Raw genomic sequence first — 11,761 nt, 5'->3', positions numbered from 1 at the left:
CCCGCCAGCGGTCAGAGCGTCACGCCCGCTCCAGCACCTCCACCGACAGCACGGTCGGCAGGTGGCGCGCGATCTCCTCCCATGTGTCGCCCTCGTCCCGGCTGGCAAAGACCGACCCACTGTTGGTGCCGAAATAGACCCCCGCCGGGTCCTGCCGGTCCCCGGTCATCGCCTGCCGGAGCACGGTGAAATAGCACGATACCTGCGGCAGCCCCTCCCGCAGGTCCTCCCAGCTCTGCCCGCCGTCCCGCGACCGCCAGACCGCCGCCTTCGCATCCGGCGGGAACCGTCCCGCCATGTCCCCGTTCAGCGGCAGGGTCCAGAGCACCTGCGGATCGCGCGGATGCACCTGCAGCGGAAACCCGAAGGTCGACGGCAGCCCCGCCGTCACGTCATCCCACGACCGCCCGCCGTCGTTGGACCGCCAGACCCCGTGATGGTTCTGCTGATACATCACATCGCCCCCGCCCGGAGCCCGCACCATGTTGTGCACGCAATGCCCGATCTCGCCCCCCTCCGGCCCCGCCGGGTGGTGGTGATCCGCACAGGCCCCGGCGTTGCCAACACGGTTTCTCCGTTCCCAGGTCGCGCCACCATCCTCCGTCGCGAAAACCCCGGCCGCCGAAATCCCGACCCACAGCTTCCCCGGATCCTCCGGGCTCCGCACGATGGTGTGCAGCACCAGCCCCGCCCCCCCCGGCTCCCAGCTCTCGCGCGAGGGGTGATCCGTCAGCCCCTCCACCCGCGCCCAGCTCACGCCCCCGTCCCGGCTCTCCAGCAGGCTCGCGGGCTTCGTCCCGGCATAAACCACCCCCGGCGCCGCACACACCGACCAGACCTGCGAAATGTCGTCGAACGGCACCGGCCCGTCCGTCCAGCCGATCATCTCGGCAAACCCAGGGTCCTGCGCCGCCCACTCGTCCATCTGCCCCCTTGACAGCTTGGCCAGCACCCAGCTTGCCCCGTCATCCTCCGACCGCCAGACGCCCGCCCCGGTCCAGTCGCCGCCGCCCGCCGCCCAGATCGTCCCGCTCTCCGCATCCCCGGCCATGTGGTTGATCGTCCAGCCGTCGCAGAACGGCCCCCGGACACGCCAGCCCGACCGGCCCGCATCCCCGTCGATCAGGAACGCCCCCTTGGTGGTTCCGACCAGTAACCTGATATCCCGCATCACGGCACCCTCCCGACTCGGGGGGAAGGCTACGCCCGCCTCCGCCAGCCACAAAGCAATTATTTCACACATGAGTTAAATAGGAGCGCACCCGCCCGGACTCGACCCGGCCCCGCCCTCGGGGTAACCAGACCCAAAGCATCAGGAGGACCCCATGGCCGACACATTCGACGCCTATCTCATCACCCGGAACGAGGACACGAAGGAACAGGGCGGAAGCTGGACCACCGTCTCGGCAGACGACCTGCCCGAAGGCGACGTCACCCTCCGCGTCCGCCACACCACGATGAACTACAAGGACGCGCTCGCCATCACCGGCAAAAGCCCCGTCGTCCGCCGCTTTCCCATGGTCCCCGGCATCGACATCGCCGGAGAGGTCACCGCCTCCTCCTCCCCCGACTTCGCCGTCGGGGACGAGGTCATCATGAACGGCTGGGGCGTGGGGGAAGTTCACTGGGGCGGCTACGCGCAGTATGCCCGCATGAAATCCGACTGGCTGCTGAAGAAGCCCGACGGGCTGACCGGGGCCGAATGCATGGCCATCGGCACCGCGGGCTACACCGCCGCGCTCTGCGTCCTGCGCCTGCAACAGGCCGGCGTGACCCCGGACAGCGGCACCGTCCTGGTCACCGGCGCCTCCGGCGGCGTCGGCTCCTTCGCGATCTCGCTTCTCGCCTCGCTCGGCTACACCGTCGCCGCCTCCACCGGCCGGACGGACGAGGAACCCTACCTCAAATCCCTCGGCGCGACCGAAATCGTCGACCGCAACACGCTCTCCGAAAAGGGCCGCCCGCTGGACAAGGAACTCTATGCCGGGGCGGTGGATTCCGTCGGCTCGACCACATTGGCGAACGTTCTGTCGAAAATGAAATACGACGGTACCGTCGCGGCCTGCGGTCTTGCCCAGGGCTTCGACCTGCCCGCGACCGTGATGCCCTTCATCCTGCGCGGCGTGACCCTCGCCGGGGTGGATTCGGTGATGGCCCCGAAGGCGCGGCGCGAAGCGGCCTGGAACCTGCTGGACCAGCACCTCGACCGCGCCAAGCTGGCCGAGATCACCACCGAAGGCGACATCCGCAAGGTCGCCGAGATCGCGCCCGACCTCATCGCCGGCAAGGTGCGCGGCCGCCTTGTCTTTGCCGTGGACTGACAGGACAGAGGTTCCAGACGCTCCTGTCCGTACTGAAATTAACGAATATTAACATGACCTTATCCGCGGATAAGGTCATGACACATTAGCCTGCGTGACTCAACTTACAAAGCAGGTTGACCCTTCGAAGGTCGACCGCGGAGCCCCCTCACCCCACCCCTCTCCCCCACGGGGGAGCGGGAGCCGCGTCGCACTCCGGCCACTTGGGTCAGCGATGCCCCCGCCAATAGCGCACCGTCATCCTCGGACTTGATCCGAGGATCTCCCACCCCAAAGCGCCAACGCCCGAAGAGAGCGCAGCGCCCGTCCAAACGCAACGGAACACCTTCCCGATCACCACGCGGCCGCACCAATCACCGCAATGACCGCAAACTACGGCACCCCGTCATCCTCGGGCTCGACCCGAGGATCTCCCGCCGCTCATGCCGTCCGAAACGCCCCCTCAGGCCGCGCCGAGGATCCGCATGGCGTTTTCCTTCAGGATCAGCGGCCGAACCTCGTCCTTGATGTCGATCTTCTCGAAATCCGCCAGCCAGCGGTCGGGCGTGATCGCGGGCCAGTCCGACCCGAACAGCATCTTCTTCTTCAGGATCGAATTCGCGTACTGCACGAGAATCGGCGGGAAATACTTCGGCGACCAGCCGGACATGTCGATATAGACGTTCGGCTTGTGCGTCGCGACCGACAGCGCCTCTTCCTGCCAGGGGAAGGAGGGATGCGCGAGGATGATCTTCAGGTCCGGGAAATCCACCGCCACGTCATCAAGATACATCGGATGCGAATACTTCAGCCGCATGCCCATGCCGCCGCGCATCCCCGACCCGACCCCGGTCTGTCCGGTGTGGAACAGCGCGATGCAGCCCGCCTCCTGAATCACCTCGTACAGGGGATAGGCCATGCGGTCGTTCGGATAGAACCCCTGCATGGTCGGGTGGAACTTGAACCCGCGGATGCCGAAATCCTCGATCAGCCGCCGCGCCTCGCGCACGCCGATCTTGCCCTTCCACGGGTCGATGGAGGCAAACGGGATCAGGATGTCGGAGTTTTCCGCCGCGATCTCGGCCACCTCTTCGTTCCTGTAGCGCCGGAACCCGGTCTCCCGCTCCGCATCCACCGGAAAGATCACCGCGCCGATCTTGCGTTCGCGGAAGTATTCGGCGGTCTGCGGCACCGTCGGCAGCATCCCCTCCGCCCCGGCGGGGTTCCTGAAATACTTCGCCATCCCGGCCTGGAATTCGTTGTAGCCGTCGTCGCGATGCGTGCAGCAGGGCTCCTCGGCATGGGTGTGGATGTCGATGGCGATCAGATCGTCAAAGTTCATGGCGTCCCTCCCAGACGGGTGAATTTCTGCAGCAGGGCGATCAGCTGCGCCGCCTCCTCGGGCGTAAGCCGGTTGGCCTCCTGCCGGGCATAGCTGAAGAAGGCCTGCGCGTTGTCGTTCACGAAGGCCTCTCCCAGGTCGGTGAGCCGCAGTTCGATCCCGCGCCGGTCCTCGGCCGGAATGTGCCGCGCGATCAGCCCCTGGCTCTCGAAACTGCGGATCAGCTTGGTCATGTGCGCGGGCTTGATGCGCAGCGTCTCCGCCACCGCGCCCTGCCGCACGCCGGGGTTCAGATGCACCGCCCAGAGCACCGAAAATTCCCCCGGTTTCAGGCCAAGCCGCCCGACCGTGTCGTAGAACATGTCGAAGACCTCGATCTGCCCCATGCGGAACAGGAAGCCGAGCGAGGACGCCAGCGGACCAAGGTCCACGACCTCCGCCACCGGCTGGTCCTCACGCGACATCCGGCTCATGAGGAAGGATGCGACAGCCGCGCCGCGGTCTTGTTGAGAAAGGCGTTCAGCCGCTCCTCCGCTTCCGGAGAGGTCTGGGTCATGGAGGCAACGAAGCTTTCCATGAACAGCCCGTCCCCGCGCGCCATGTCGGCGATCCGGGGCAGCGCGTGGAGGATGGCGTAGTTCGACATTTCCGCATTCTGCGCCGCCTTGGTCGCGAGGTCGATGGCAAACTGCCGCGCCTCTCCCTCCGCCACGACGTACTGGCAGAGGTTCCACGCCTCCCCCTGTTCCGCCGATACGGTCCGCCCGGTCAGCATCATGTCGGTCATCCGCGCAACGCCCGCCAGCCGCCCGACCCGGACCGACGCCCCGCCGCCGACAAAAATCCCGCGCGTCCCTTCGGGCAGCGCAAAGAAGGTCGTCGCATCCGCCACCCGGATGTGAGTCGCCGCCGCCAGCTCCAGCCCGCCGCCCACCACCGCGCCGTGCAGCGCGCTGAAGAAGGGGATGGTCCCGCCCTCGATCTGATCGAACACCCGGTGCCAGAGACGGGAGTGATGCACTCCCTCGATCGGCGTCCGCTTCACATGCTCCGCCAGGTCCAGGCCGGCGCAGAAATGCTTGCCGTTTCCGCAAATGACCGCCGCCTTCGCCTCTGCCTGCGCCCGCGCCACCTGTTCGGCCAGCACGGAGATCAGACGGTCGCTGACGGCGTTCCGCTTCTCCGGCCGGTTGAGGGTGAGGATCGCAACGGGTCCTTCAAGGTCGTACTGTACAATGTCGGCGTCGGTCATGCGGCCCTCATATTTCGGATTGATTGTTTCCCAGAATACTGTTTCCTTGTAAACTAATTTCTGGGCAAGAGTAAGGCCAAGCAGATCATGACGGCTTCGTCCTCCGACTATCGCGCCGCGCGGCTCTGGTCGCCCGACCTGCACTGGGACATCCGCGACGACGGCACCACGCTGATCTGGCGCGGCGATGCGATCGGCCCCTATCCCGACCGCATGACCGACTGCATCGACCACTGGGCAGGGCGGACTCCCGACACCACCTGGATGGCAGAGCGGGACGGCGACGGCTGGCGGCGGGTCAGCTATGCTGAACTGGCGCGGCAGGTCCGGCGCATCGGGCAGGCCCTGCTGGACCTGAACCTCACGACAGACCGCCCGCTGATGATCCTGTCCGAGAATACGCTGGAGCACGCGCAGATCGCCCTCGCCGCGCAATATGTCGGCATTCCTTCGGCAGCAATTTCCCCTGCCTATTCATTGGTTTCCACGGATTTCGGAAAACTGCGAAGCATCGTCGGCCAGATCACCCCCGGCGCGGTCTTCGTCCAGTCCGCCGCGCCCTTTGCTGCCGCCATCGCCGCCACCCTGCCCGACGACACCCCCGTCATCGCGGCCGACGGGGAAATCCCCGATCGCACCACCCTGCCCTTCGCCACCCTCGGCCGCGACCCGACCGAGGCCGTGGCCAGGGCGCACGAGGCCTCGGGCCCCGATACGGTGGTCAAGTTCCTCTTCACCTCCGGCACCACCGGCACGCCCAAGGCGGTGACGCAGACCAACCGGATGCTCGCCTCCAACCAGGAGATCGTCGCCGATTGCTACGCCTTCCTGCGGGAGGAGCCCCCCGTCGTGGTCAACTGGCTGCCGTGGAGCCATACCGCCGCCGGCAACAAGGTGTTCAACATGGTGCTCTACAACGGCGGCACCTACTATATCGACGGCGGAAAGCCTTCTCCCGCAGGGATGGAGGAAACCATCCGCAACATTCGCGAGGTGAAGCCGAACTGGCACCTTACCGTGCCCGCCGGCTATGACGCGCTGGTGCGCGCGATGGAAACCGACGACGACCTGCGAGAGGCGTTCTTCGGCAATCTCAAGCACATGATGTATGCGGGCGCCGGCCTTGCGCAGCACACCTGGACCCGGATCGAGGAACTGGCGCAGCAGACCATCGGCTGCAAGGTGCTGATGTCGACAGGGCTGGGATCGACCGAAACCGCGCCCTTTTCGCTTTACTGCACCGACCCGCAGAGCAGCCCCGGAAACGTCGGCATTCCGAGCCAGGGCGTCGTGATGAAACTGGTCCCGGTGGAAGACAAGCTGGAAGTCCGCATCAAGGGTCCGAACGTCACCCCCGGCTACTGGCGCAACCCCGGCCTGACCGCCGAAGCCTTTGACGAGGAGGGGTTCTACAAGCTTGGCGATGCCCTGCGCTATGCCGAACCGGGCAATCCCTGGAAAGGCTTCTTCTTCGACGGCCGGATCGCGGAGAATTTCAAGCTGCAGACCGGCACCTGGGTCGCCGTCGGCGCGCTGCGGGCGAGAATCGTCGACCAGATGGCGGGGCTGGCGAGCGATGCCGTCATCGCCGGGGAGAACCGCGAATTCCTCACCGCGCTGCTGGTGCCCGACCGCGCCCGTCTGGCCAAGCTGGCCGCGCCGGACACCCCGCCGCGCGACCTGCTGCGCGACCCGAAGGTGCGCGCCGCGGTGGCCGCCAAACTGGCCGAGCACGGGCGCACGGCGGGCGGATCCTCGAACCGGATTGCCGCGGTGATGCTGCTTGATGACCCTTTGGACCTCGACAAGGGCGAGGTAACGGATAAGGGTTCGCTCAATCAGCGCGCCGTGCTCCGGCACCGCGCGGCACTTGTGGACCGGCTGTATGCCGGAGACGACCCGGATGTGATCCGGCCGGAAAGGGAGGAAAGATCATGAAGATAGCAGGATGCGGCGCGATTGTGACCGGCGGGGGTTCGGGCCTTGGACAGGCCGTGGCGCGGGTGCTGGCCGCCGAGGGTGCGATCGTCACCGTGCTGGACCGCAACGCGAAGGCCGCAGAGGCAATGGCGCAGGAACTGGGGGGCCGGGCGGCGTCCGGCGACGTGACCTCGGAAGCGGACGTGCAGAAGGCGGTGGACATCGCCGACGACGGCCAGCCGCTGCGCATCGTGGTCAACTGCGCCGGTATCGGACCGCCGGAGAAGATGGTCGGACGCAATGGCCCGATGCCTCTGGCGAACTTCGAAACCGTGATCCGCGTCAACCTGATCGGGACCTTCAATGTCATGCGGCTCGCCGCCGCCCGTATCGCCGCCCATGACCCGGTTGAGGACAACGCCCGCGGCGCCATCGTCAACACCGCCTCGGTCGCGGCCTATGACGGGCAGATCGGCCAGGCGGCCTATTCCGCGTCCAAGGGCGGCATCGTCGGCATGACCCTGCCGGTCGCGCGCGAACTGGCGCGGTCGGGCATCCGGGTGAACACGATTGCGCCGGGGATCTTCAAGACACCGCTGCTGGCCTCATTGCCGGAAGAGGCGCAGGAAAGCCTCGGCCACCAGGTCCCCTACCCCTCGCGCCTTGGCGACCCGGCGGAATTTGCCGATGCGGTGCGGTTCCTGATCGGCAACCAGTACATGAACGGCGAGGTCATCCGCCTGGACGGATCCATCCGGATGGCGCCGAAGTAAGAGGCGCGGCCGCCTGCCTGGTCCTCCCCCTGGCAGGGGGAGGGGATGGCGTATCGCGGGGTGTTTGGCGGACGACGTCGTACCGGACGTTTCCCTCCCCCCTGAGGGGGAGGAAGGGGCGCGGAGCTGGCGGGCCCCTCACATCGCCTTTTCGAACAGCGCCGTCAGGTTCTCCGTCGTCAGCTCGACCGGGTTGCCGCCACAGGACGGATCCTCCAGCGCCATGGCGACGAGGTCGCCGATCCGGTCCGCCGTCACGCCCATGGCGCCCAGCCCCTTCGGGATTGCGAAGCTGTCGTTGAAGTCGTTCACGAAACTTCTGAAACCCTTGAAACCGCCTTCGATCCCGAGGTAGCCCGCCGCCCGGTCGAACCGGTCCGCGATCTTCGGCGCGTTCAGGTCCAGCACAGCCGGCATGCAGACCGCGTTTGTCGTGCCGTGATGGGTGTTGAAGACCGCGCCGACCGGATGGCTCATCGCGTGAATCGCGCCGAGCCCCTTCTGGAACGCCACCGCCCCCATGGCCGCCGCCGACATCATGTTCGCCCGCGCCTCGAGGTCGGAGCCGTTCTCGTAGGCCTTCGGCAGGTTCTCGATCACCAGCCGCATCCCCTCAAGCGCGATGCCCTGGGACATGGGGTGGTAGAAGGGGCTGCTGAAGGCCTCCACGCAATGCGCAAAGGCGTCGAGCCCGGTTCCGGCGGTGATGTGTTTCGGCATGCCGACGGTCAGTTCCGGGTCCGAGATCACCACGGTCGGCAGCACCTTCGGGTGGAAGATGATCTTCTTCACATGGGTGACGGAGTTTGTGATCACAGAGGCGCGTCCCACCTCCGACCCCGTTCCGGCGGTCGTCGGAACGGCGATGATCGGCGCGATCCCGGCCGGGTCGGCGCGGGTCCACCAGTCGCCGACATCCTCGAAGTCCCATACGGGCCGCGACTGCCCGGCCATGAAGGCGACCATCTTGCCGAGGTCCAGCCCCGAGCCGCCGCCAAAGGCGATGACTCCGTCATGCCCGCCCTCGCGATAGACCTTCAGCCCCGCTTCAAGGTTCAGTTCGGAGGGGTTCGGATCGACCTCCGCGAACAGCCCGCGCCCGAGGCCCGCGGCGTCGAGGATGTCGAGCGCGCGGGTGGTGATCTCCATCGACTTCAGCCCCTTGTCGGTCACCAGCAGTGGATTGGAGATACCGGCGGCGACACAGGCTTCAGGAAGTTCTGAAATGCGCCCCGCACCGAAGCGGATCGCCGTGGGATAGGACCAGTTGGCCTTGGGACTCATGATGTCACCTTCTTCAAATGATAGGATTTCGGACGGGTCAGGTTCTGGTAGCCGATAACCGACAGCCCGCCGCCGCGCCCCGTGTCCTTGCAGCCGGTCCAGCACAGACCGGGGTCGAGGTAGTCGGCGCGGTTCATGAACACAGTGCCCGTCTCGATCCGGTCACCGATGCGCGCGGCCCTCTCGACGTCCGCAGTCCAGAGCGAGGCGGTCAGCCCGTAGCGGCTGTCGTTCATGAGCGCCACGGCCTCGTCATCGCCGCTGACCTTCATGATCCCGACCACGGGGCCGAAGCTTTCCTCGCGCATGACCTCCATGTCATGCGTCACGCCCGTCAGCACCTGCGGCGTGAGGTAGGCGCCGCCGTCATCCGCCGGGTCCGTGGCCAGATGCGCCACGGCACCGGCCGCGACCGCCGCGTCGATCTGGCGGCGCACCTCGGCCGCGAAACGCACGTTCGCCATCGGTCCGAGCGTCGTCGCCGGGTCCATGGGATCGCCAAGTTTCAACGACTTGGCCCATGCCACGGCCTTTTCGACGAAGGCGTCATACAGCGCCTCGTGCACATAGATCCGTTCGATCCCGCAGCAGCACTGGCCGGAGTTGAACATCGCCCCGTCCATCAGCGTGTCCACCGCCGCGTCGAGATCCGCATCCTCCATCACGTAGCCCGGATCCTTGCCGCCGAGTTCGGTGGAGACCGGGACGAAGGTCCCTGCCGCCGCCCGCTCCATCGCCTGACCGCCGCCGACCGAACCGGTGAAATTCACGAAGTCGAACGCCCGCGCCTTCAGCAGTGCATCGGTCGTGTCGTGGTCGACGAAGACGTTCTGGAAAACCGCCTCCGGCACCCCGGCAGAGTGGAAGGCTGCCGCCATCCGTTCGCCGACCAGCAGGGTCTGGGTGGCGTGTTTCAGGACCACCGCGTTGCCCGCGATCAGGGCGGGCGCGACCGTGTTGATCGCAGTCATGTAGGGGTAGTTCCAGGGCGCGACGACAAGGACGACACCCCAGGGAATGCGGCGGATATAGCGCGTGAAGGTCGCATCCTCGCCCACCTTGATGTCCTTCAGGGCCTCTTCCGCAATCCCCGCCATGTAGGAGGCGCGTTCGTTGAAGCCCTTGAACTCACCGCCGAATTTCACCGGCCGGCCCATCATGCGGGCCAGTTCCGGCACGATTTCGTCGTTCATCGCGCCGACGGCGGCAACGCCTGCCATGACGAGGTCGATGCGGTCCTTCAGGGGTCGCGCGGCCCAGTCCGCCTGCGCGGCGCGGGCCGAGGCGGCGACGGCCTGCGCGTCATCCAGCGACAGTACGGGGCGTTCGGCAAAGACCGATCCGTCGATCGGAGAGATACATTTCAGGGTCTTGGTCATGTCCTGTTTCCGAGAGTCTGACCGCCCGGCGAGGGCGGTCTCCGTGAATCTGATCCGGCTCACCTACCGCGTCGGAAGGCCGTCGGAAATGGCCATTCCGAAGCGTCGGGCGAACCGTTCCGTTACGCCCGTTCGAACCCGCGCGAGATTTCCCAGTCGGTCACGACACGGTCGTATTCCTCCTGCTCCCATGTCGCGTTGCGCACGTAATGGTCGATGACGAAATCGCCGAAGGCCGCGCGCAGCATCGCCGAACTGTTGAGCGTTTCCGTCGCCTCGCGCAGCGTTGCAGGGATTTCTGGAACGTCTGCATTTTCGTACACATCGCCCTTGGTTGGACCGGCAAGCTCCAGCCCCTCCTCGATCCCCTTCATGCCCGCCGCCAGCATCGCGGCCTGGGCAAGATAGGGGTTCAGGTCCGACCCTCCGATGCGGCATTCCATCCGGATCCCCTTGGTCCCCTCGCCGCAGAGACGGAAGGCCGCCGTGCGGTTGTCGACCGACCAGACCGTCTTGGTCGGGGCGAAGGTGCCCTTGGCGAAGCGTTTGTAACTGTTGACATAAGGAGCAAGGAAGAAGGTGTAATCCCGCGCATACTTGATGAGCCCGGCGGTGAACTGGCCCATCGTTTCGGACATGCCGTAGTCCGCGTCCTGGTCGAGAAACGCGGCCTCGCCCCCCTTCCACAGCGACATGTGAACATGCGATGACGACCCGACCTTGTCCGCCGCCCATTTCGGCAGGAAAGAGGCCGAGCGCCCGTTCATCCAGGCGATTTCCTTCGTCGCATGCTTGGCGATCGTGTGGTTGTCGGCGCAGTCCATGGCCCCGGCGTAGCGGATGTTCAGCTCCTGCTGGCCCAGTTCCGCCTCGCCCTTCGTATTCTCGATCGGGATGCCGGCACCGACCAGATGGTTGCGCAGGGGGCGCATGATCGACTCTTCCTTGGTGGTCTGGAAGAGATTGTAATCCTCGTTGTGACCCGAGAGCGGCACAAGCTCCCGGTAGCCTTCCTTCTGAAGCGTCCGATAGTCCTTTTCGAACAGAAAGAACTCAAGTTCCGTCGCCATCATCGCCTCGTAGCCGAGGGTCGAGAGGCGGTCGATCTGGGTCTTGAGCATCTGCCGGGGCGCGTGCGGCACCGGGGCGTGGGTATGGTGGTCCTCGAGATCGCCGATGACCAGCACGGTGCCTTCGAGCCAGGGCACGCGGCGCAGCGTCGAAAGGTCGGGCTTCAGCGTGTAGTCGCCGTAACCGGCCTCCCACGAGGTCGACTTGTAGCCGTCCGGCGTCGACATGACGAGGTCGGTCGCCAGCAGATAGTTGCAGCAATGGGTTTCCACGAAGGAATGGTCGAGGAAGTTCGACACGTGGAACCGCTTGCCCATGAGCCGCCCCTGCATATCCACCAGCGCGACGAGCACGGTGTCGACCTCTCCCTTCGCGGCGAGGTCCTTGAGAGCGTCGAATGTCAGGTTGCCGGGCATGTTCCTATCCTTCCCTTCACGTGT

Annotated in this window: 10 protein-coding genes; 3 read left to right on the top strand and 7 right to left on the bottom strand. The window is 66.1% G+C overall.

From position 1 onward, the window contains the following. Positions 1–19 precede the first annotated feature (19 nt). A complete protein-coding gene (locus tag IEV87_RS00460) occupies positions 20–1,171 on the bottom strand; it encodes a WD40/YVTN/BNR-like repeat-containing protein (RefSeq protein ID WP_188478303.1) in 1,152 nt (383 codons plus the stop codon). A gap of 154 nt (positions 1,172–1,325) precedes the next feature. Here IEV87_RS00460 and acuI point away from each other — a divergent pair, with 154 nt between their 5' ends. Further along, the gene (acuI, locus tag IEV87_RS00455; RefSeq protein ID WP_188475676.1) at positions 1,326–2,321 is read left to right on the top strand and encodes an acrylyl-CoA reductase (NADPH); all 996 of its coding nucleotides are present in this window, start codon (positions 1,326–1,328) and stop codon (positions 2,319–2,321) included. Between the two features lie 442 nt (positions 2,322–2,763). On the opposite strand, the gene IEV87_RS00450 is transcribed toward acuI, so the two are convergent. From IEV87_RS00450 to IEV87_RS00440, 3 genes are read right to left on the bottom strand one after another with little or no spacing between them, the layout of a single operon-like run. Beyond that, positions 2,764–3,642: an amidohydrolase family protein gene (locus IEV87_RS00450; RefSeq protein ID WP_188475675.1), complete on the bottom strand. Its 879-nt coding sequence runs from the start codon at positions 3,640–3,642 to the stop codon at positions 2,764–2,766. After that, on the bottom strand, positions 3,639–4,115 hold the full coding sequence (locus IEV87_RS00445) for a MarR family winged helix-turn-helix transcriptional regulator (protein WP_229737387.1): 477 nt from the start codon (positions 4,113–4,115) through the stop codon (positions 3,639–3,641). Before IEV87_RS00445 ends, IEV87_RS00450 begins: the two co-directional genes overlap by 4 nt. Then, the gene (locus tag IEV87_RS00440; protein WP_188475674.1) at positions 4,112–4,894 is read right to left on the bottom strand and encodes a crotonase/enoyl-CoA hydratase family protein; all 783 of its coding nucleotides are present in this window, start codon (positions 4,892–4,894) and stop codon (positions 4,112–4,114) included. Before IEV87_RS00440 ends, IEV87_RS00445 begins: the two co-directional genes overlap by 4 nt. Before the next feature lie 87 nt (positions 4,895–4,981). On the opposite strand from IEV87_RS00440, the gene IEV87_RS00435 reads away from it, so the two are divergent. Together IEV87_RS00435 and IEV87_RS00430 are read left to right on the top strand one after the other, a co-directional pair. After that, on the top strand, positions 4,982–6,832 hold the full coding sequence (locus tag IEV87_RS00435; protein ID WP_188475673.1) for a feruloyl-CoA synthase: 1,851 nt from the start codon (positions 4,982–4,984) through the stop codon (positions 6,830–6,832). Continuing rightward, complete coding sequence (locus tag IEV87_RS00430; protein ID WP_188475672.1) at positions 6,829–7,587, top strand: SDR family NAD(P)-dependent oxidoreductase; 759 nt, start codon at positions 6,829–6,831, stop codon at positions 7,585–7,587. The genes IEV87_RS00435 and IEV87_RS00430 overlap by 4 nt, the downstream gene beginning before the upstream one ends. A gap of 138 nt (positions 7,588–7,725) precedes the next feature. Here the strand turns inward: IEV87_RS00430 and IEV87_RS00425 are convergent, their stop codons facing one another. The 3 genes from IEV87_RS00425 to IEV87_RS00415 form a co-directional block, all read right to left on the bottom strand. Then, positions 7,726–8,871 (bottom strand): iron-containing alcohol dehydrogenase, encoded by a 1,146-nt coding sequence (locus tag IEV87_RS00425; protein WP_188475671.1) that lies wholly within the window; start codon positions 8,869–8,871, stop codon positions 7,726–7,728. Beyond that, a complete protein-coding gene (locus IEV87_RS00420) occupies positions 8,868–10,250 on the bottom strand; it encodes an aldehyde dehydrogenase family protein (protein ID WP_188475670.1) in 1,383 nt (460 codons plus the stop codon). The genes IEV87_RS00425 and IEV87_RS00420 overlap by 4 nt, the downstream gene beginning before the upstream one ends. A 122-nt stretch (positions 10,251–10,372) precedes the next feature. Continuing rightward, the gene (locus IEV87_RS00415) at positions 10,373–11,737 is read right to left on the bottom strand and encodes a glutamine synthetase family protein (protein WP_188475669.1); all 1,365 of its coding nucleotides are present in this window, start codon (positions 11,735–11,737) and stop codon (positions 10,373–10,375) included. Between the last annotated feature and the right edge of the window lie 24 nt (positions 11,738–11,761).

The sequence above is a fragment of the Primorskyibacter flagellatus genome (assembly GCF_014638275.1).
Taxonomy (GTDB): domain Bacteria; phylum Pseudomonadota; class Alphaproteobacteria; order Rhodobacterales; family Rhodobacteraceae; genus Pseudooceanicola; species Pseudooceanicola flagellatus_A.
Note: the sequence above shows the minus strand (reverse complement) of the source record. Positions and strands in the feature narration are given on the sequence as shown.